General features: G+C 58.6%; 19 protein-coding genes. 11 read left to right on the top strand and 8 right to left on the bottom strand.

Features of this window, described 5'->3' with window-relative positions; genetic code table 11:
• The first annotated feature begins 157 nt into the window (after nt 1–157).
• From KB892_RS03245 to KB892_RS03225, 5 genes are all read left to right on the top strand, one after another.
• The gene (locus KB892_RS03245) at nt 158–301 is read left to right on the top strand and encodes a hypothetical protein (RefSeq protein ID WP_004218186.1); all 144 of its coding nucleotides are present in this window, start codon (nt 158–160) and stop codon (nt 299–301) included.
• An 85-nt stretch (nt 302–386) separates the two neighbouring features.
• Nucleotides 387–1,082 carry a DNA mismatch repair endonuclease MutH gene (gene mutH, locus KB892_RS03240; protein ID WP_004143967.1) on the top strand — a complete coding sequence of 232 codons (696 nt, stop codon included), beginning with the start codon at nt 387–389 and terminating at the stop codon, nt 1,080–1,082.
• Between the two features lie 63 nt (nt 1,083–1,145).
• Nucleotides 1,146–1,859, top strand: a complete 714-nt coding sequence (locus KB892_RS03235) for a TerC family protein (protein WP_002915973.1) — start codon at nt 1,146–1,148, stop codon at nt 1,857–1,859.
• 123 nt (nt 1,860–1,982) lie between these two features.
• Nucleotides 1,983–2,201 (top strand): YgdI/YgdR family lipoprotein, encoded by a 219-nt coding sequence (locus KB892_RS03230; protein WP_002915974.1) that lies wholly within the window; start codon nt 1,983–1,985, stop codon nt 2,199–2,201.
• 220 nt (nt 2,202–2,421) lie between these two features.
• Entirely contained in the window at nt 2,422–3,462 is a 1,041-nt protein-coding gene (locus KB892_RS03225) for an NADP(H)-dependent aldo-keto reductase (RefSeq protein ID WP_002915975.1), read from the top strand.
• 102 nt (nt 3,463–3,564) lie between these two features.
• Here the strand turns inward: KB892_RS03225 and lplT are convergent, their stop codons facing one another.
• Together lplT and aas are read right to left on the bottom strand one after the other, a co-directional pair.
• The gene (lplT, locus tag KB892_RS03220; RefSeq protein ID WP_062954964.1) at nt 3,565–4,758 is read right to left on the bottom strand and encodes a lysophospholipid transporter LplT; all 1,194 of its coding nucleotides are present in this window, start codon (nt 4,756–4,758) and stop codon (nt 3,565–3,567) included.
• Nucleotides 4,751–6,910 (bottom strand): bifunctional acyl-ACP--phospholipid O-acyltransferase/long-chain-fatty-acid--ACP ligase, encoded by a 2,160-nt coding sequence (gene aas, locus KB892_RS03215; protein ID WP_002915977.1) that lies wholly within the window; start codon nt 6,908–6,910, stop codon nt 4,751–4,753. The genes lplT and aas overlap by 8 nt, the downstream gene beginning before the upstream one ends.
• 621 nt (nt 6,911–7,531) lie before the next feature.
• Between aas and galR the strand changes: the two genes are divergently transcribed.
• Nucleotides 7,532–8,548, top strand: coding sequence for an HTH-type transcriptional regulator GalR (gene galR / locus KB892_RS03205; protein ID WP_002915981.1), 1,017 nt, complete (start codon nt 7,532–7,534; stop codon nt 8,546–8,548).
• Here the strand turns inward: galR and KB892_RS03200 are convergent.
• The 4 genes from KB892_RS03200 to KB892_RS03185 all read right to left on the bottom strand — a co-directional run bounded on the left by KB892_RS03200 (nt 8,509) and on the right by KB892_RS03185 (nt 12,598).
• Nucleotides 8,509–8,988, bottom strand: a complete 480-nt coding sequence (locus KB892_RS03200; RefSeq protein WP_002915983.1) for a GNAT family N-acetyltransferase — start codon at nt 8,986–8,988, stop codon at nt 8,509–8,511. The genes galR and KB892_RS03200 overlap by 40 nt on opposite strands.
• On the bottom strand, nt 8,985–9,758 hold the full coding sequence (locus tag KB892_RS03195; RefSeq protein WP_002915985.1) for a GntR family transcriptional regulator: 774 nt from the start codon (nt 9,756–9,758) through the stop codon (nt 8,985–8,987). The genes KB892_RS03200 and KB892_RS03195 overlap by 4 nt, the downstream gene beginning before the upstream one ends.
• Before the next feature lie 67 nt (nt 9,759–9,825).
• Nucleotides 9,826–11,253 (bottom strand): glycoside hydrolase family 1 protein, encoded by a 1,428-nt coding sequence (locus KB892_RS03190; protein WP_004151964.1) that lies wholly within the window; start codon nt 11,251–11,253, stop codon nt 9,826–9,828.
• A gap of 7 nt (nt 11,254–11,260) precedes the next feature.
• Nucleotides 11,261–12,598 carry a PTS sugar transporter subunit IIC gene (locus tag KB892_RS03185; protein ID WP_002915986.1) on the bottom strand — a complete coding sequence of 446 codons (1,338 nt, stop codon included), beginning with the start codon at nt 12,596–12,598 and terminating at the stop codon, nt 11,261–11,263.
• Between the two features lie 299 nt (nt 12,599–12,897).
• Here KB892_RS03185 and KB892_RS03180 point away from each other — a divergent pair, with 299 nt between their 5' ends.
• Nucleotides 12,898–13,899, top strand: coding sequence for a LacI family DNA-binding transcriptional regulator (locus KB892_RS03180; protein ID WP_004229436.1), 1,002 nt, complete (start codon nt 12,898–12,900; stop codon nt 13,897–13,899).
• On the opposite strand, the gene lysA is transcribed toward KB892_RS03180, so the two are convergent.
• Nucleotides 13,892–15,154, bottom strand: coding sequence for a diaminopimelate decarboxylase (gene lysA, locus KB892_RS03175; protein ID WP_002915990.1), 1,263 nt, complete (start codon nt 15,152–15,154; stop codon nt 13,892–13,894). The two genes, KB892_RS03180 and lysA, sit on opposite strands and share 8 nt — an antisense overlap.
• A gap of 137 nt (nt 15,155–15,291) precedes the next feature.
• On the opposite strand from lysA, the gene KB892_RS03170 reads away from it, so the two are divergent.
• Nucleotides 15,292–16,218, top strand: a complete 927-nt coding sequence (locus KB892_RS03170; protein ID WP_002915991.1) for a LysR family transcriptional regulator — start codon at nt 15,292–15,294, stop codon at nt 16,216–16,218.
• Here the strand turns inward: KB892_RS03170 and KB892_RS03165 are convergent.
• On the bottom strand, nt 16,184–16,897 hold the full coding sequence (locus tag KB892_RS03165; protein WP_002915992.1) for an aspartate/glutamate racemase: 714 nt from the start codon (nt 16,895–16,897) through the stop codon (nt 16,184–16,186). The genes KB892_RS03170 and KB892_RS03165 overlap by 35 nt on opposite strands.
• Nucleotides 16,898–17,036: 139 nt before the next feature.
• On the opposite strand from KB892_RS03165, the gene KB892_RS03160 reads away from it, so the two are divergent.
• From KB892_RS03160 to KB892_RS03150, 3 genes are all read left to right on the top strand, one after another.
• Nucleotides 17,037–17,363 carry a cupin domain-containing protein gene (locus KB892_RS03160; RefSeq protein WP_002915993.1) on the top strand — a complete coding sequence of 109 codons (327 nt, stop codon included), beginning with the start codon at nt 17,037–17,039 and terminating at the stop codon, nt 17,361–17,363.
• Nucleotides 17,364–17,815: 452 nt separating this feature from the next.
• Nucleotides 17,816–18,706 carry a carbohydrate ABC transporter permease gene (locus KB892_RS03155; protein ID WP_002915995.1) on the top strand — a complete coding sequence of 297 codons (891 nt, stop codon included), beginning with the start codon at nt 17,816–17,818 and terminating at the stop codon, nt 18,704–18,706.
• Nucleotides 18,699–19,601 carry a carbohydrate ABC transporter permease gene (locus tag KB892_RS03150; protein WP_002915996.1) on the top strand — a complete coding sequence of 301 codons (903 nt, stop codon included), beginning with the start codon at nt 18,699–18,701 and terminating at the stop codon, nt 19,599–19,601. The genes KB892_RS03155 and KB892_RS03150 overlap by 8 nt, the downstream gene beginning before the upstream one ends.
• Nucleotides 19,602–19,605 lie beyond the last annotated feature (4 nt).

Genomic DNA, 19,605 nt, shown 5'->3' with positions numbered 1-19,605 from the left:
TTACAGCATAACGTGACGATCATCACACATGCGATCCGCCGACTGATGAAAGATCGAGCAATGTCGATTTTATCCACAGATTACGCGCAGGCCACCGGCAGATTTTCTCTAAAAATTCGATTTTCGTCGCACGTCAAGGCTGTAAATCGAACCAGTAGTGAGTCTTTTCCCCAGTTATCCCACTTTTCTGTGGATAACATGGTGTAAGATCCTGTTTATTGTCAGTGACCAGTTCTGGAAAACCCGTTTACACCGTTTTCATAAGCCGCATGATGAGTTTAAAAAGCCATATAAATCATGAGATTGGTATAGTTACTCAGAAAACGGTAAACTCTATCCACAACGCGCAAAATTAGCGCTCACTTTTTAACCAAAGGTATTACCCTATGCCCGCTATCGCTCCGCTCGCCTCACCGCCGCAAAGTCAGGAACAGCTGCTGGCCCAGGCCCGCCAGCTGGCCGGCTATTCGCTGGGCGAGCTGGCGGCGCTGGCGGGGATCCCCATTCCGCGCGATCTGAAGCGCGATAAAGGCTGGACGGGCATTCTGCTGGAGCTGTGGCTGGGCGCCAGCGCAGGCAGTAAACCCGAGCAGGATTTCGCCGCGCTGGGGGTCGAGCTCAAAACGATCCCCATCGACAGCCGGGGACGCCCGCTGGAGACCACCTTCGTCTGCGTCGCCCCGTTAACCGGCAATAGCGGCGTCACCTGGGAGAGCAGCCATGTACGGCATAAGCTGCAGCGCGTCCTGTGGATCCCGGTGGAGGGTGAACGCACCATCCCGCTGGCGGCGCGGCGCGTCGGCGCACCGCTGCTGTGGAGCCCGGACGAAGACGAGGAGCGCCAGCTGCGCATGGACTGGGAAGAGCTGATGGATCTCATTGTTCTCGGTGAGGTCGAGCGCATTACCGCCCGCCACGGCGAGGTGCTGCAGTTAAGACCGAAAGCCGCCAACAGCAAGGCGCTGACCGAAGCCATCGGCGCCCGCGGGGAGACAATCCTCACGCTGCCGCGCGGTTTCTATCTGAAAAAGAATTTTACCGCCGCTCTGCTTGCCCGCCATTTCTTGTTACAACACGATTAATTTTTTGTTCTGCGTTGGGGGTTGCATATAATTGCTGCTTTCTATTTTGCAGGACTTTGAACAATGTTATTTGCATGGATAACCGATCCTAACGCCTGGCTGGCGCTGGGCACATTGACGCTGCTGGAGATCGTGCTCGGGATCGACAATATTATTTTCCTCTCTCTGGTCGTGGCTAAGCTCCCCACCGCCCAGCGCGCCCATGCGCGCCGGATCGGTTTGATGGGCGCGATGGTCATGCGTCTGGCGCTGCTGGCCTCAATCGCCTGGGTCGTTAAGCTGACCAACCCGCTCTTTACCGTTTTCGGTCAGGAGATCTCGTTTCGCGATCTGATCTTGCTGCTCGGCGGGCTATTCCTTATCTGGAAAGCCAGTAAAGAGATCCATGAATCTATCGAAGGTGAAGAGGAGGGGCTGAAGACCAACGTCCACTCCTTCCTCGGCGCCATCGTGCAGATCATGCTGCTGGATATCATCTTTAGCCTCGATTCAGTGATCACCGCCGTCGGCCTGTCGGATCATCTGTTCATCATGATGGCGGCAGTGGTGATCGCGGTGGGGGTGATGATGTTCGCCGCGCGACCCATCGGCGATTTTGTTGACCGTCATCCTTCGGTGAAAATGCTGGCGCTGTCGTTTCTGATCCTCGTCGGCTTTACCCTGATGCTGGAAAGCTTCGACGTCCATGTGCCGAAGGGATACATCTATTTCGCCATGTTCTTCTCTATCGCGGTGGAGAGCCTTAACCTGCTGCGTAATAAGAAAAACCCGCTGTAAACCACAAAATTGCAGCCTGGTCACAGGCTGCAACCCTTTTTCAGACTTTACTGCTTTTTATGTCTCACAAATCAGGCTATTAATAGACGGGTATGGGGTGCAGCTACTGAAGAGGTGTTGACGATGAAGAAATGGGCAGTATTGATTTCCGCCGTAGGACTGGCGTTCTCGGTTTCCGGTTGCAGCAGCGATTACGTCATGGCGACCAAAGATGGGCGAATGATCCTGACCGACGGTAAACCTACCGTGGATGACGATACCGGTTTAATCAGTTACGAAGATCAGCAGGGTAATAAAATGCAGATCAATCGTGACGACGTTTCGCAAATCATTAAGCGTTAATCTTTCCCTGTCGGCCCCAGCTTCTGTTGACGCTGCGCTTACCGACCACCAGTCTTTTGAGAAGAGTCGGGATATACCAGGACGCCGCGGGTTTCACCCACCGCCCCTCCTCGTCACCCGGCTTTTTTGATTTTTTACTTCCTCTTTTTCTCACCCTCTGCCATGTTGATACTCCTTTGTCGGGGAATGCCTGACCTTATAAATAAAAAGGAAGCTGGCTATGCAGTATCACCGTATCCCACACAGTTCTCTTGAAATCAGCACCCTCGGGCTGGGAACCATGACTTTTGGCGAACAGAATAGCGAGGCCGATGCCCACCAGCAGCTCGATTACGCGGTTGCCAACGGCATCAACCTGATCGATGTCGCTGAAATGTACCCGGTCCCGCCGCGCCCGGAAACCCAGGGGCTGACTGAAACCTACGTCGGCAACTGGCTGGCGAAACGCGGCAATCGCGAAAAGCTGGTGCTCGCCTCGAAAGTCAGCGGGCCCGCGCGCAATAACGACAGCAGCATTCGGCCCAATCACGTCCTGGACCGCAAAAATATCCGCGAGGCGCTGCACGCCAGCCTGAAGCGGCTGCAGACCGATTATCTCGATTTATATCAGGTTCACTGGCCGCAGCGGCCAACCAACTGCTTTGGCAAGCTGGGCTATACCTGGGCCGACGCCGCGCCCGCCGTGACGCTGCTGGATACCCTCGAAGCGCTGACCGAGTTCCAGCGCGCCGGGAAGATCCGCTACATCGGTGTGTCGAACGAAACCGCCTTCGGCGTGATGCGTTATCTGCACCTGGCGGATAAGCACGACCTCCCGCGGATCGTGACTATTCAGAATCCTTACAGCCTGCTGAACCGCAGCTTTGAAGTCGGCCTCGCGGAAGTGAGTCAGTTCGAAGGCGTGGAGCTGCTGGCCTACTCTTGTCTGGCTTTCGGCACACTGACCGGCAAGTATCTCAACGGTGCGAAGCCGGCAGGGGCGCGCAATACGCTGTTCAGCCGCTTTACGCGCTACAGCAGCGAGCAGTCGCAGAAAGCGGTAGCGGCCTATGTGGATATCGCCAAACGCCACGGCCTCGATCCGGCGCAAATGGCGCTGGCCTTTGTGCGTCGGCAGCCGTTTGTCGCCAGCACCCTGCTGGGGGCGACGACCATGACGCAGCTGCAGGCCAACGTGGAAAGTTTGCAGCTTGAGCTAAGCGAAGAGGTATTAGCGGAGATTGAGGCGGTGCATCAGGTTTATACCTACCCGGCGCCGTAAGAAAGCAAAGCCCCGGGTAAGGCTTATACGCCTTACCCGGGCTACTGAAGAGCAGATATTGGCGACCCCCTCGCCCAGTCAAGCGCAGCGCAAGCCGGGAGGTTATTTACGCCGCCCCCAGACCCACAGCGCGGCAATGGCCACGGCGAATACCGCGCCAAAGCCTATCCCCACGGCGACCGGTGGAACGCCCACGCTCACCGCCAGGGAATAGAGCCCCAGCATCAGCAGCATCGCCACGTTCTCACCGAGGTTCTGTACCGCAATGGCGTTACCTGCCCCGACCGAATGTTTCCCACGCTCCTGCAGCAGCGCGTTCAGCGGTACGATAAAGAACCCGCCGAACACCCCGAGCAGCAGCAGCAGACCGAACGCCGGCAGCAGCGACTGCTGCACCGCAAAGGCTATCACCGCGATACCGATCAAAATCCCGGCCGGCATACAGCGCGACACCGTCTCCAGGGTCACCAGCTTCGCCGCCGCCCCGGCACCCAGCACAATCCCCACCGCCACCATCGCATTAAGATAGGTGGGCATGGCGTTGCTGGTAATGCCCAGCGCCACCGGCACCCAGATCACCAGCAGGAAACGCAGGGTCACGCCAGCGCCCCAGAACAGGCTGGTGCCTATCAGCGAAAAGCGGGTTTCGCCGTTGCGCCACAGCGTCCGGCAGGCGCTGAAGAAGCTGTGCGTCATTGGCTTAAAACGCCACGACTGCCCCGGACGCGCTGCCGGCAGCCTGGGTATCCACAGGTTAGCCACTACCGCCCCGCCGTAGACCAGCGCGCAGACGATCAGCGCCGCCAGCACGTGCCAGTCGGCGAGGATCCCGCCGGCCATGGAGCCCAGCAGGATCGCCGCGATGGTCGAGGACTCCATCAGTCCGTTAGCCTTCACTAACTTATCGCCGGTGGTGAGTTCGCCGAGAATGCCATACTTGGCCGGCGAATAGGCGGCGGCGCCAATCCCCACCAGCGTATAGCCGATAAACGGATTGACGCCGAAGCAGATGCAGCCGGCGCCGAGCAGTTTCAGGCCGTTGGCCACCATCATCACCCGGCCTTTGGCAAAGCTATCGGCGAACTGACCGACAAAGGGGGCAAAGAGGATGTAAGCGCCCACAAACAACATCTGCAGGACCGGCTGGCTCCACTCCGGATAATAGAGCTGCTTCATCAGCGCCAGGGTGGCGAAGAGAAGCGCATTGTCGCCGAAGGCCGACAGGAACTGGGCGCAGATCACCGCCAGCATCCCTTTCGAGTACAGCGAAGGGTTAGTATGTACTGACTCACTCATGGGTTGTTTCCGCCTCGTCGACCATATTTTTCAGGGTGACATAGTCTGGCTTGCCGCTGCCGAGCACCGGTAGCTGTTTCAGCCAGCGTATATCTCGCGGCACCGCCAGCTCCGGTACGCCGTGCTGGCGGGCGTAGCGCAGCAGGGCTTCACGAGTCAGTTCATTATCGGTGGTAAACAGCACCAGCGCCTCGCCTTTGCTGGCGTCCTGTTTAATCGCCGTGGCGTGCATTTTGTCCGGCGACGCGCCGAGGGCCACCTGCTCCACCATCTCGAGGGAGATCATCTCGCCGGCGATTTTGGCGAAGCGCTTCGCGCGGCCCTGAATGCGGACATAGCCCTGCTCGTCGAAGGTAACGATATCCCCGGTGTCATACCAGCCCGCTTCCATCTCGCCGTGCTGGTTTTCCGCCGCAGGCGCTTCCAGCACGCCGGGGTTTTCCACCCGCAGGTAGCCTTTCATGATGTTCGGCCCTTTCAGCTGCAGCCGCCCCCCTTGATCAATGCCTGGCATCGCCAGCAGGCGGGCGTCCATCCCCGGCAGGATGCGGCCCACGGTGCCGACCTTCGCCGCCATCGGCACGTTAATCGAGACCACAGGCGCGCACTCGGTCACGCCATAGCCTTCGAGAATGCGCAGGCCGAATTTATCCTGCCACAGCTGTTTGGTGCTCTCCTGCAGCTTCTCCGCCCCGGCGACCACGTAGCGCAGGCGGTAGAAATCGTACGGATTGGCGAAACGGGCATAGTTGGCGAGGAAGGTCGAAGTGCCGAACAGCACCGTACAGTTGCGATCGTAGACCAGCTCCGGCACCACGCGATAGTGCAGCGGGCTGGGATAGAGAAACACTTCCGCCCCGGTAAGCAGCGGCGTCAGCAGGCCGACGGTGAGGCCAAAAGAGTGGAACAGCGGCAGCGCCGACATAAAGCGGTCATTGGCGGTAAAGTCGGCGATAGTTTTGATCTGCTCGACGTTGGACAGCAGACTCTTATGGCTGTGCACCACCCCTTTCGGATTGCCCTCGGAACCGGAGGTGAAGAGGATCATCGCCGCGTCTTCCGGCTGCTGCTTAACCTGCGCCAGACGCGGCGCCAGCAGATGAGCAAAAATCCACAGTTTGTCAGCGAGGGTGATATCGCCTTTAAGATCTTCCAGGAATACCCAGCGCACCTGGGTCAGCTGCTCCGGCAGGTGCCAGAGTTTGCCTTTATCGAGGAAGGTGCGCGAGGTGAAAATGGTGTTGAGCTCCGCGGCGGCTATCGCGCTGCTGAGCCCTTTCACCCCGGCGGTATAGTTCATCATCGCCGGAATACGCCCGCGGGCGATAGCGCCGAAAATCACCGCCGCGCTGATGCCGGCGTTAGGCAGCATCAGGCCGATCTTCTCGCCCGGCTGGCTGTATTTTTCCAGAATGCGGGCGACAAACAGGGTTTTGGTTAGCAGCTTGCGATAGGTATCCGGCTGGAAGTTGATATCCTCCACGCAGGGTTTGCGCGCGCCGAAGCGGTCCTGCGCCGCCAGCAGCGACTCATACAGGGTTTCCCGCGGGCGCACCGCCATCCGGGCTTCCATCATGATCTGATGCAGCATCTCCCCGGCGATTTTGCGCCGGTCGCGGGCGCGCGGCGCCTCGGGCATCGGCAGATGGGTGGGCGGCAGGAGATGCAGCTGAATACGCGGGAACAGGCGACGTTTCACCAGCCCCTTCAGCCGGCTGAAGGGCGTCAGTTCGGCGCCTTCAATACGCAGCGGCACAATGGTCGCCTGCGATTTGGCGGCGACAAAGGCGGCGCCGTCATAAATTTTCATCAGCGAGCCGCTGACCGAAATTCGCCCTTCCGGGAAAATAACCACCGGCCGCCCCTGCTCAATCAGGCGCACCAGATGTTTGATCGACATCGGCTTGGTCGGGTCCAGCGGCACAAAATCGATAATCGGCGTCAGCGCGCGCATAAACCAGCGCTGGCTGATTGAGGTATAGACCGCAAAAACCGGTCGGACCGGCAAAAACAGCGCCAGCAGAATGCCGTCGAGGAAAGAGACGTGGTTCGGGGTGATTAAGACCTTTTGCTGGTATAAAGCCTGCGTGTCGCCGGTCAGTCTGACCCGGTATAACCCCTTGAACAGCAGTCTGAAAAATCCCAAAAGCATAACAACTCCATGTGACCGGTTGATGAGTCAAAGCAGGTTACACGAGAAGGCATGGGAAAGCAGTGCAGCGGGGGGATTTTCGGAATAAAAAAAACCTGCGCATCCGCGCAGGTCGGTGTAAGACGTTCAGTACGAAGAGCGTACCTGAGAAACTCACCTATCAATACCTCTGGGATCTCGATTGTCACGTTTTTTGGCCGTAACGGGCCAGCGGGAAAACGCAAGGGAGTGAGCCTAAGTGCAACGAGGTATTACGATTTTCGCTATCTGTAACAACGCCGATAGCGGGCAAAAAAAAACCTGCGCATCTGCGCAGGCTGGTGTAAGTAAAGTGGTCAACGTGACGTTGACTCCACCTATCAATACCTCTGGGATAGCCAGAATATCAACCGGATCCGCGAACAAACCAGCGAACATTCGCAACAGCGCATCGCAAAGTGTAAGCAAAGGTTTGTATTTCCCTGCGCCGGTTTCAATTACCGCTCGCGTCAATGTAAACAGGTCACCGATAAGCCCGCGCTGAATCACATTTGCGCCATTCCTTCGCCGCCGCGCCTTGAATCTGCCGCTCTTTCCCGTAACATAGCAGTATGTAAACGCTTACCCTAGAAAAGGCATGGTATGGCGACTATTAAGGATGTAGCCCGACTCGCAGGAGTCTCCGTCGCTACCGTCTCCCGCGTCATCAACAACTCTCCCAAAGCCAGCGAAGCTTCGCGTCAGTCCGTGGGCGCGGCGATGGAAACCCTGAACTATCACCCCAACGCGAACGCCCGGGCGCTGGCCCAGCAGTCAACGGAAACCGTCGGCCTGGTGGTGGGCGATGTCTCCGACCCCTTCTTCGGCGCGATGGTCAAAGCCGTCGAACAGGTGGCCTACCGCACCGGCAATTTTTTGCTGATTGGCAATGGCTACCACAACGTGCAGAAGGAGCGCCAGGCGATAGAGCAGCTGATCCGCCATCGCTGCGCGGCGCTGGTGGTGCACGCCAAAATGATCCCAGATGAGGAATTGGCGGGGTTAATGAAACAGATCCCCGGCATGGTGCTGATCAACCGCATCCTGCCCGGATATGAAACCCGCTGCGTCGCGCTGGACGACCGCTACGGCGCCTGGCTGGCGACCCGCCATTTGATCCAGCAGGGGCACACGCGTATCGGCTATCTGTGCTCAAACCATGATATCTCCGATGCGGAAGATCGGCTGCAGGGGTACTACGCGGCGCTGGAGGAGAGCGGCCTGCCGTGCAACGACCGGCTGGTCACGTTTGCCGAGCCGGATGAAAGCGGCGGCGAACAGGCGATGACCGAACTGCTTGGCCGCGGCCGCCACTTTAGCGCCGTCGCCTGCTATAACGACTCGATGGCCGCCGGCGCGATGGGGGTGCTGAATGACAATGGCATCGACGTTCCGCGGGAGATTTCGCTGATTGGCTTCGACGATGTCCTGATTTCGCGCTATGTCCGCCCGCGGTTGACTACCGTCCGCTATCCGATCGTCACGATGGCGACCCAGGCGGCCGAGCTGGCTTTAGCCCTGGCGGAGCAGCGGCCGGCGCCGGAGATCACCCATCTGTTCAGCCCGACGCTGGTCCGTCGTCACTCGGTGGTCGCCCCGCAGGAAGGCGATAAGTCATAGCGATAGAGGTGCACGGCGGTGGCCGGGTAATCCAGCCCCTCGCCGATGTAGCGCCAGCCGAAGCGTTCATAGAAATCCCGGCAGGCGGAGTAGAGATAGAGCTCCCGAAAGCCCGCGCGGCGGGCATAATCGATCACATGCCGCTGCAGTTTTCCGGCCAGCCCCTGACCGCGGGCGGCGGGCGCGACGTACAGCGCCGCCAGCCAGGGAAACAGATCCTGGCGGCTGATCAAATCGCAGCGCCAGAGGCCAATCGTGCCGAGCAACTGCTCGCCTTCCACGGCAATAAAGGTCAACGGCAGCGCCTCCGCCGTCTGGCTATGCTGCACAATGCTGGCGAAGAATTGCCGCGGCAGCGTCTCGCCGCCAAAGGCCTGCCACAGCCAGTCGGTCACCTGCGGGGCGTACTGCGGCGCAGCGTACAGCGGCAGGATCGTCATACCAGCTTCCCCTGAAAAATCGGCACTGAGTCGAACAGATAGCCGTCAAAGTCGGGGGCGTCCTCATCGGACAGCTCCAGCAGGCTGTTTTTGACGTTTTCCAGATGCTGCCACATCGCCTGCCAGGCGCCCATCACATCGCGACGCCGCAGCGCGGCGAGCAGGGTCTGCCGGTCGCCGAGCCATTTCAGCCGCCAGGCGCGGCTGGCAATATGCACATTGAACTGCTGCCACAGCGGGCTGCTGTCCATCTGCAGCCAGATCCGCTCTACCGTCGCCAACAGCATCTGGTTCTGCGTCGCCCCGGCGAGCACCAGATGGAACAGACGAGCGTTATCCTGCGCGGTGTCGTTGAGAGCGATTGCCCGCTGCTCCTGTTCAATAATCCGCTTTAGATTGTCGATATCGGCGCGGGTGGCCATTTTCGCGGCAAAGGCGGCGATGTTGCTCTCCAGCAGCTGGCGCGCCTGGAGAATTTCAAACGGGCCGACGTCGCTGCTGAGCAGCTGCTCCTCTTCGCTGTCGTTCTCGTGGGGAATGCGCATGACATACACCCCGGATCCCTGACGAATATCCACCGTCCCCTGCAGCTCCAGCATCAGCAGCGCTTCGCGCACGATGGTCCGGCTGACGCCATAGGTTTCGGCAATATGGCGTTCCGGCGGCAAACGCGACCCGACCGGGTAGCGCCCCTGCGCGATCTGGGCGCGCAGGTCATCACCAATCTCCTGATAGGGCTTCTTTTCCGGCGGAACTATCGCTTTTTCCACAAAATCACCTGTGCGTTACATGCCTGCGAGTCAAATACGCCGCTATCTTAGCAAATATTGCCCCCGGCTAGCGGTATTCATCATCGATATCCAGCACCAGTTCACGCCGTTCGCCCAGTTGACGAAACCAGTGCGCCGAGGCTTTGGGTCGCCGGGCGCGATGGTTTTGCAGATCGATTTCGATAAGCCCGTAGCGGTTTTTAAAGGCGTTCATCGGCGATACGTTGTCGGTAAACGCCCACAGCATATAGCCCTGGCAGTTGGCCCCTGCCTCGCGGGCGCGCAGGGTGTGCCACAGATGTTCGCTGATAAAACGAATGCGGTAGCTGTCATCGATGACGCCTTCGCGGTTACGGAACTGGCCTTCGTTTTCCACCCCCATCCCGCTCTCCGCCACGAACCACGGGATGTTGCTATAGTCATTTTTTATCCGCATCGCCATATCAAAGATGATTTGCGGGTAGATTTCCCAGCCGCGGGAGGCGTTCATCCGCCGGCCGGGCAGCTCAAACGGCTCATAATACCAGGCCGGATGGAACGGGGTGTGCGGATGCCAGGCCCGCGACGGGGCTTTGACCCGGTGCGGGTAGTAAAGATTAATCCCCAGCTCATCGACGGTGTGCTCGCGGATAACCGCCAGATCCTCCTCGCTGGTCTCCCACGTCACCTGATGCTGCTCAAGCAGCGCGAGAAGCTCCGGCGGCCAGACGCCGTGCACCAGCGGGTCGAGGAACATGCGGTTGTAGAACAGATCGTAGATCTCCGCCGCGCGCAGGTCATGGGGGGCGCGTGAGCGTGGGTAGGTCACCTCCGGATTGAGGATGCAGCCGACGGTCCCGGGATAGCCGAGCTCGCGAAACCGCTTCACGACGCTGGCGGTCGCCAGCACCTTATGATAGTTCCACTGCATCCAGGTGCTGGTGTTCTGCTCATAGGGCCAGCGCAGAGCATCCAGATAGACCCGGGTCTGCACCACAATTGGCTCATTAAAGGTAAACCAGCGCGTCACCTTCGGGTGGTAGCGGGCAAACACCTTCTCCGCGTAGCGCACAAACAGCTCAACCACCGTTTTCGACCCCCAGCCGCCATACTTTTCCAGCAGATAGCCGGGCAATTCATAATGCTCAAGGCAGATCATCGGCGTGATGCCGTTAGCCAGCAGCGCATCGAACAGCTGGTCATAATAGGCCGCATACTCCTCATCCACCGTGACGTTTTCATAGTCGGTCAGAAAGCGCGACCAGTTGATTGAGGTGCGGTAGTGGGTCAGCCCAGCCAGCTTCATCAGCTGCACATCTTCCTGAAAGCGGTTGATAAAATCGGTGGCCACCGCCGGGCCATAGCCGTTATGCCAGACGTGGCGATCGTTTTTGTACCAGAGATCGGGCCAGGAGTCCTGCCCTGGTTTTTTCCCGCTCCAGCCTTCGGTCTGCCAGGCGGAAGCCGCCGCGCCAAGGATAAAATCATCGGGAATGGTCATCCGTACGGTAGTCATAGGCTCCTCAGACAGGGTTGGCGGTTTGTTGATTGTCTACCTGACGCTGCGCGGCATCGGCACGGCGGGAGACGATTTTGACGAAAGGCAGATAGATAAGCACCGCGACGACGATGCAGATAAGCTGGGTCACCACCGCCCCCATCGAGCCGGCGGTGGAGAGCCAGGCGTTGATCAGCGGCGGCGTGGTCCAGGGGACCATCACCACCGCCTTGCCGGCGAAGCCGGTCAGGGTGGCGAAATAGCCGATGCTGCCGGTCACCAGCGGGGTGATGATAAACGGGATGGCGAGGATCGGGTTAAGCATGATCGGCATCCCGAAGATCACCGGCTCGTTAATATTGAACAGCCCCGGGCCTATCGACAGCTTGGCGATCTCTTTCATCTCTTTGCGCCTGGTGGCGATCATCACCGCAATCAGCAGGCCGATGGTCAGCCCCGAGCCGCCGATGCTCATGTAGACATCCCAGAAGGGCATCGTGATGATGTTCGGTACCTCTTTCCCCTGCTCAAAAGCGCTCATATTGACGGTGATCGCTCCCAGCAGCAGCGGCTCGCGGATCGGCTTGATCATCTGGTTGCCGTGAATGCCGATCACCCAGAACAGCTGGGCGACGAACATCAGCAGCAGGATCCCCGGCAGGCTCTGCACCACCCGCTCCAGCGGCTGCTGCACCACCTGGTAGACCGCATCGTAGAGATACATTCCCGTCAGCTGGTGAAAGAGAAAACCAAAGGTGGCGATCGCGGTGGTGGTGATGATCGCCGGGATCAGCGCGGAAAAAGAGGCAGAGACGTTCGGCGGCACGGTATCCGGCATTTTGATCTTCAGTCCCTTGCGCCCCTCCAGCCAGCAGTAAATCTCCACTGACAGAATGGCGATGAACATCCCAAGGAACAGACTGCGGGTATCGGAAAACTGGCGCAGCAGGACATCTTTCACCACGTGCATCTGGCCATCGACCATCATCTCTACCGTGGTCGGCGTGACGCAGATAAAGCAGATCACCGCCAACAGGCCGGGAAACAGGCTTTTGATGCCGTTGATCCGCCCCAGCTCAATACCGATCAGAAACACGGCGCCGATATTGAGGAAGTTGAGCGTAGCGTAGTTAAGCGCGCTGGTGATCGGCTTCAGCGCCGCAAGAAAGGAGAGCGAGGAAAAGCTGGCGAGCCCATTCTTCGGATCCAGCACCATATTGGAGATCAGCACCGAAAAGGCCCCGACGATGATCACCGGCATCAGGGTAATAAACGCCGATTTGATCGCCATAATGTAGCGATAGCTGTTGAATGTCGTCGCGAAACGCCCCAGCGCGTCGATCAGTTTGTCCTGTAATGCCATAAAAGAGTACCTCAGTGTAAAGGGCTTATTGCGGCCAGGTGAACAGCCAGAGACTTTTGGCATACCAAAACATAGTCGCCAGGCAAAAATAGTTCTGTGACAGCGCTCGCAACGCGCACAGTGGTATCCCAAATATCCGATAAAATCGGCATTGGCATACCAGAGTCTGTCGGCTCGTCAGTTCCTGCCAAAAGCGTGATCGCGATGGTTTTTCCGCCCCGCCCCGTCGATATGTCCCTTTTCGGTCTGTGATAAACTGCGCTTTACCACGTGAAATCAGGAATCGATGAATGGCTACAATGCTGGATGTCTCAATTCGCGCAGGCGTCTCGAAAGCGACGGTTTCCCGCGTGTTGAACGGCACAGGTCAGGTGAAAGAGAGCACCCGCCAACAGGTCTTTAAAGCGATGGAAGAGCTGGGCTACCGGCCCAATTTCCTTGCCCGCTCGCTGGCCAATCAGACCAGCAATAGTATCGGGCTGGTCGTCTCCACCTTTGACGGCTTTTACTTTGGCCGTCTGCTGCAGCAGGCGTCACGCCAGACCGAAGCCTGGGGAAAGCAGCTTATCGTCACCGACGGCCATGATACGCCGGAGCGCGAAGAGGAAGCGGTGCAGATGCTCGCCGACCGGCAGTGCGATGCGATCATCCTCTATACCCGGCACATGAGCGAGAAGGCGATCATGTCGCTGATTAACTCGATCGCCATGCCGCTGGTGGTGATTAACCGCGATGTGGCGCAGGCCCGCGAACGCTGCGTGTTCTTCGAACAGCAGGAAGCCGCCTTCCAGGCCGTGGAGTATCTGATTACCCAGGGCCACCGCGATATCGCCTGCATCACCGTCCCGATGCATACCCCTACCGGCCAGGCTCGCCTGCAGGGCTACCGCAACGCGCTGATAAAACATGGTATTGAGTGGGATCCGAGCCGGGTGAAGTATGGGGACTCGACGATGACTCGCGGCTACGAACTGTGCCGGGAACTGCTGGACGAGAAAGCCCGCTTCAGCGCGCTGTTTTCCTGTAACGATGATATGGCGCTGGGGGCGTCAAAGGCGCTGCATCAGGCGGGGCTGCGTATTCCACAGGATGTGTCGCTGTTTGGCTTCGACGATGCGCCAAGCGCGAAATGGCTGGAGCCGGGGCTGTCGACGGTTTATCTGCCGATCGACAACATGATCACTACGGCTATCGACCAGGCGATCAAGCTTGCCAATCAGCAGCCGATAGAAACGATCCCGCCGTTTACCGGCACGCTGGTGCTTCGCGAGTCGGTGACGACGGGACCTTTTTTTAAATAAGCTCTAAGGCCAGCAGCTCCTGGATGGTCTGGCGACGGCGGATCAGCCGCGCCTTACCGCCATCAAACAGCACCTCCGGCAGCAGCGGACGGCTGTTATAGTTGGACGACATCGAAGCCCCGTAGGCGCCGGTGTCATGGAGCACCAGATAATCCCCAGGCGCCACCGCCGGCAGCAGGCGGGTCTCGACTTTGCCCCCCTCCTGCTGGGTAAAGACATCCCCGGATTCGCACAGCGGCCCGGCCACCACGGTTTCGACCTGCGGCGCGGCGCTGAGATCCCGGCCATCCCCCGCCAGAGCGGTGATATGGTGATAGCTACCGTACATTGCCGGGCGCATCAGGTCGTTAAAGCCGGCGTCAATCAGCACGAAGTGACGGCTGCCCATCTCTTTCACACTGCGCACCTGCGACACCAGCACGCCGGACTCGGCCACCAGGAAGCGTCCTGGCTCAATCTCCAGTTTCACCGGGTGCCCCAGATGGGCCGCGATCTGCTCCCGGGCGCGGTTCCACAGGCCATAATAGTGGGCGGTGTCGATGGCCTCTTCACCTTCGCGGTAAGGAATCGACAGACCGCCGCCGGCGGAGATGGCCTGCAGATCCTGGCCAAAGTCGACGACCTGGCGCACCATCGCGCCGCACACCTGCTCCAGGTGACCATAGTCAACGCCAGAGCCGATATGCATATGGATCCCGACCAGCTGCAGCTGATAGCGACGCATCACTTCCAGCGCCGCCGGCAGGTGGCTGTACCAGATGCCATGCTTGCTATTCTCACCGCCGGTATTGGTTTTCTGGCTGTGGCCGTGGCCAAAGCCCGGGTTGACGCGCAGCCAGACGCGATGGCCCGGCGACACCTCGCCCAGCTGGCTCAGCATGTCGATCGAGCCGGCGTTCACCGGGATCTGTAACGCCTTCACCCGATCGAGGGTGGCGTCGTCGATCAGATCGGCGGTGAAGACGATATCCTCGGGATTCTGCTGCGGATCGTAGCCTGCCGCCAGCGCCCGCTCGATCTCCCCCAGCGACACCGAGTCCACCTTCACCCCCTGCTCACGCATCAGACGCAGAATATGAATGTTAGAGCAGGCTTTTTGCGCAAAACGCACCACGTCGAACTGGCTGAGCTGGGCAATCTGGCGGCGAATAATCTGCGCATCATAGACCCAGACCGGACAGCCAAATTCCGCGGGCAGGCGCAGCAGGTTGTCTGCGGTCAGGTCAGTATCGGTGGCGTAAAGCGAGTGTGGCATAAGAACTCCGGTGCAGTGCGTGTGTTGGTCGCTGTTTTTTTTCGATTACGCCACAGTGGCGGACGAATAAAAAATATCGTTTTATCGCGACTCTATGCAAAAATGATATGGTTCCAGCCGAGCCTCACGGAGACCGCATGCCAGCCGTCAATTTGCGTCATATCGAAATCTTTCACGCGGTGATGACCACCGGCAACCTGACCGAAGCGGCGCGGATGCTGCACACCTCGCAACCCACGGTCAGCCGCGAGCTGGCGCGCTTTGAGAAGGTGCTCGGCCTGCAGCTGTTTGAGCGGACCCGCGGTCGCCTGCAGCCGACGGTGCAGGGCCTGCGTTTGTTTGAGGAGGTTCAGCGCTCCTGGTATGGCCTGGACCGTATCGTCAGCGCCGCCGAGAGCCTGCGCGAGTTCCGCCAGGGCGAGCTGTCGATCGCCTGTCTGCCGGTGTTTTCCCAGTCCTTTCTGCCGCTGCTGTTGCCGCCGTTTCTCGCTCGCTACCCGGAGGTCAGCCTGCAGATCGTCCCCCAGGAGTCGCCGCTGCTGGAGGAGTGGCTCTCCGCCCAGCGCCATGACCTTGGCCTGACGGAGACCCTGCATACCCCCGCGGGCACCGAACGCACCCCGCTGCTGACGCTGAATGAAGTCTGCGTGCTGCCCGCCGGCCATCCGCTGGCGGCGCAGGCGACGCTGACCCCCGCCGATTTTCAGGGCGAAAACTACATCAGCCTGTCGCGCACCGACAGCTATCGCCAGCTGCTCGACGCCCTGTTCCTTGAGCATCAGGTTAAACGGCGGATGGTGGTCGAAACCCACAGCGCGGCCTCGATCTGCGCCATGGTGCGCGCCGGCGCCGGGATCTCGGTGGTGAATCCGTTAACCGCCCTGGACTATGCCGATAGCGGCGTGGTGGTGCGCCGCTTCAGCGTCGAGGTGCCGTTTACCGTCAGCCTGATCCGCCCTCTCCACCGCCCGCGCTCGGCGCTGGTCGACGCCTTTGTTGCCCACCTGCAGCAGAGTCTGCCGCAGATCCTCACGCCGCTGGCGTCGGTCCTGCAGAGAGCATAAAGTTGACCGCGTCTTCCGCGTGGATCGCCGCGGTGTCAAAGACCGGCAGCGGGCTGAGCTCGGCAGGCACCAGCAGGCCAATCTCCGTACAGCCGAAAATAACCCCTTCCGCCCCCTGCTCCGCCAGGGCGGCGATCGTCTGCAGATAATAATCCCGCGACGCCTCGCTGAAGGTGCCGAGACAAAGTTCGTCGAAGATGATCTGATTGATCTGCGCCCGATCGTCAGCCTCAGGGATCAGCGTCTCGATGGCAAACTGCTCCTGCAGACGACCGCGGTAAAAGGTCTGCTCCATGGTATAGCGGGTGCCCAGCAGCGCGACCCGGCGCTGACCTTTGGCGGCAATCGCCCGTCCGGTGGCATCGGCAATATGCAGGAAGGGAACCTGGCAGCGGGCGGCGATGGCATCTGCGACTTTATGCATGGTGTTGGTGCACAGGACAATGCCTTCGGCCCCCGCCTGCTGCAGCCCGACCGCGGCCTCAGCAAGGATCTCCCCGGCGCGATCCCAGTCGCCGGCGGACTGGCAGGCTTCGATGTCGTGAAAATCGACGCTGTGCAGCACCAGGCTGGCAGAGTGCAGGCCGCCCAGTCGCGCCTTAACGCCCTCATTGATCAACCGATAATAGGGGATCGTGGACTCCCAGCTCATGCCGCCTAACAGGCCAATGGTTTTCATCTTCTGCTCCTTATGTCGTTTCTGCCAGTGAAGCAAACTTGTGATCAACTTTCCACTTCTCTGGCCGCGTATTTCTTTTTCATGAAGAGTGGGATAAGTTAAATGAAACAATGTTTCACTTTAACAACAGGATCGCCCGATGTTTATTTTTCATAAAGACACCACCCTTGAAGACCTCGGCAATGGCGTAACCCGCCGCATTCTGGCCCACGACGGCAAAATGATGGCCGTGGAGGTGAATTTTGCCGCCGGCGCCGTCGGCCCGATGCATAACCATCCTCACGAACAGCTCACCTATGTGCTTTCCGGCGAGTTTGAGTTCACCATCGGCGAGGAGACGCGCGTCGTCAGCGCCGGCGATACGTTGTATAAGCGGCCGGGGATTATGCACGGTTGCGTCTGCCTGCAGCCCGGCACGCTGCTCGATACCTTTACTCCCATTCGCGAAGATTTTCTTGAAGGCTAATCCATAACGGGGGCGTTCGCCGTCCCCGGTTACTGCCCGGCGCCCTTCAATAAAAAGATGCTGTCACAATCATTATCCTGGTAATTATATTTCCCGCTCAGTTAAGCCTAATTTTTCATTCCTTTCAGACGCCCTTTACGGCCAAAATGCTTACCACCTCACCTTTTTGAAACATCGTTTCGACTTTGATCACATTTCCATCCTGATCTGCATGACGCAGAAACAAATCGCAATAAAATGAAATTAAAACGGCGTTTTATAAAAAACAGTTCAGCATAAAAAAAGGGGCTGACAGCCCTTACCTGCTAGACCAGTTAAAGAATAACCCATTAATTAACAATGACATGTTAAGCAGAGGAAGCGTTCAGACATTTTTGCGTTGTCAGGCGTAAAAGGCCGACAGCGCGGCGTCACCGGATCCGTATTACAACTCGTAAGCCAGGTAGGTATGTATGAATGAAAACAAGCTGCTGGGATTGGCATGGATATCGCCCTATATCATCGGGCTGATCGTCTTTACCGCTTTTCCCTTTGTTTCATCTTTCTTTCTCAGTTTTACCGAGTACGACTTGATGAGCCCGCCGGTATTTAACGGCATCGAAAACTATCGCTATATGTTGACCGAGGATAGCCTGTTCTGGAAATCGATGGGGGTGACCTTTGCCTACGTCTTTTTAACCATCCCCTTAAAACTGGCTTTCGCCCTCGGCATTGCTTTTGTGCTCAATTTCAAACTGCGCGGCATCGGCTTTTTCCGCACCGCCTATTACATCCCGTCGATCCTCGGCAGCTCGGTGGCGATTGCCGTGCTGTGGCGCGCCCTGTTCGCCATTGACGGCCTGCTGAACAGTTTTCTCGCCGTCTTTGGCATCGATGCCATCAACTGGCTGGGGGAACCCTCCCTGGCGCTGATGTCGGTCACCCTGCTGCGCGTCTGGCAGTTTGGCTCCGCGATGGTCATCTTCCTCGCCGCGCTGCAGAACGTTCCGCAGTCGCAGTATGAGGCGGCAATGATTGACGGCGCCTCAAAGTGGCAGATGTTCATGAAGGTCACCGTGCCGCTGATCACCCCGGTGATTTTCTTCAACTTTATTATGCAGACCACCCAGGCGTTCCAGGAGTTTACCGGCCCGTACGTGATAACCGGCGGCGGTCCGACCTATTACACCTACCTGTTCTCACTCTATATCTACGATACCGCCTTTAAGTACTTCGACATGGGCTATGGCGCCGCGCTGGCGTGGGTGCTGTTCCTCGTCGTGGCGGTCTTTGCGTCGATCGCCTTTAAGTCATCGAAATACTGGGTCTTCTACTCCGCCGATAAGGGAGGCAAAAATGGCTGATATTCAACAGATGGCGCCGGTGATGAGCGACGCCGATCGTGAGGTCGCCCGTACGCTGCGCCGGGAAAAGGTGAGCCGGGTGGTGCGCTACGTCGTGCTGATATTCGTCGGCCTGCTGATGCTCTACCCGCTGGCGTGGATGTTCTCCGCCTCGTTCAAGCCGAACCATGAGATCTTCACCACCCTCGGGCTGTGGCCTGCCCACGCCACCTGGGACGGGTTTATCAACGGCTGGAAGACCGGCACCGAATACCATTTCGGCCACTATATGCTGAACACCTTTAAGTATGTGATCCCGAAAGTGGTGTTAACGATCATTTCCTCCACCATCGTGGCGTACGGCTTCGCACGCTTTGAGATCCCGTGGAAGAAGTTCTGGTTCGCAACGCTTATCACCACCATGTTGCTGCCGAGCACCGTCCTGCTGATCCCGCAGTACCTGATGTTCCGCGAAATGGGGATGCTGAACAGCTATCTGCCGCTGTACTTGCCGCTGGCCTTCGCCACCCAGGGATTCTTCGTCTTCATGCTGATCCAGTTTCTGCGCGGCGTGCCGCGCGATATGGAAGAGGCGGCGCAGATCGACGGCTGCAACTCCATCCAGGTGCTGTGGTATGTGGTGGTGCCGATCCTCAAGCCGGCCATTATCTCGGTGGCGCTGTTCCAGTTTATGTGGTCGATGAACGACTTTATCGGTCCGCTGATCTACGTCTACAGCGTCGATAAGTATCCCATCGCGCTGGCGCTAAAAATGTCTATCGACGTCACGGAAGGCGCGCCGTGGAACGAAATTCTGGCAATGGCGAGCATCTCCATTCTGCCGTCCATCATTGTCTTCTTCCTGGCTCAACGCTACTTCGTGCAGGGCGTGACCAGCAGCGGAATCAAAGGTTAAGAGG

Origin of the sequence: Klebsiella sp. P1927, assembly GCF_018204675.1 — a bacterium.
Taxonomy (GTDB): Bacteria; Pseudomonadota; Gammaproteobacteria; order Enterobacterales; family Enterobacteriaceae; genus Klebsiella; species Klebsiella pneumoniae.
This window is presented reverse-complemented; position numbering and strand designations above follow the sequence as displayed.

Coding starts and splice junctions, on each gene's coding strand:
- mutH (WP_004143967.1), top strand. CDS start 387: ATGCCCGCTATCGCTCCGCTCGCCTCACCGCCGCAAAGTCAGGAACAG.
- KB892_RS03235 (WP_002915973.1), top strand. CDS start 1,146: ATGTTATTTGCATGGATAACCGATCCTAACGCCTGGCTGGCGCTGGGC.
- KB892_RS03230 (WP_002915974.1), top strand. CDS start 1,983: ATGAAGAAATGGGCAGTATTGATTTCCGCCGTAGGACTGGCGTTCTCG.
- KB892_RS03225 (WP_002915975.1), top strand. CDS start 2,422: ATGCAGTATCACCGTATCCCACACAGTTCTCTTGAAATCAGCACCCTC.
- lplT (WP_062954964.1), bottom strand. CDS start 4,758: ATGAGTGAGTCAGTACATACTAACCCTTCGCTGTACTCGAAAGGGATG.
- aas (WP_002915977.1), bottom strand. CDS start 6,910: ATGCTTTTGGGATTTTTCAGACTGCTGTTCAAGGGGTTATACCGGGTC.
- galR (WP_002915981.1), top strand. CDS start 7,532: ATGGCGACTATTAAGGATGTAGCCCGACTCGCAGGAGTCTCCGTCGCT.
- KB892_RS03200 (WP_002915983.1), bottom strand. CDS start 8,988: ATGACGATCCTGCCGCTGTACGCTGCGCCGCAGTACGCCCCGCAGGTG.
- KB892_RS03190 (WP_004151964.1), bottom strand. CDS start 11,253: ATGACTACCGTACGGATGACCATTCCCGATGATTTTATCCTTGGCGCG.
- KB892_RS03185 (WP_002915986.1), bottom strand. CDS start 12,598: ATGGCATTACAGGACAAACTGATCGACGCGCTGGGGCGTTTCGCGACG.
- KB892_RS03180 (WP_004229436.1), top strand. CDS start 12,898: ATGCTGGATGTCTCAATTCGCGCAGGCGTCTCGAAAGCGACGGTTTCC.
- lysA (WP_002915990.1), bottom strand. CDS start 15,154: ATGCCACACTCGCTTTACGCCACCGATACTGACCTGACCGCAGACAAC.
- KB892_RS03170 (WP_002915991.1), top strand. CDS start 15,292: ATGCCAGCCGTCAATTTGCGTCATATCGAAATCTTTCACGCGGTGATG.
- KB892_RS03165 (WP_002915992.1), bottom strand. CDS start 16,897: ATGAAAACCATTGGCCTGTTAGGCGGCATGAGCTGGGAGTCCACGATC.
- KB892_RS03160 (WP_002915993.1), top strand. CDS start 17,037: ATGTTTATTTTTCATAAAGACACCACCCTTGAAGACCTCGGCAATGGC.
- KB892_RS03155 (WP_002915995.1), top strand. CDS start 17,816: ATGAATGAAAACAAGCTGCTGGGATTGGCATGGATATCGCCCTATATC.
- KB892_RS03150 (WP_002915996.1), top strand. CDS start 18,699: ATGGCTGATATTCAACAGATGGCGCCGGTGATGAGCGACGCCGATCGT.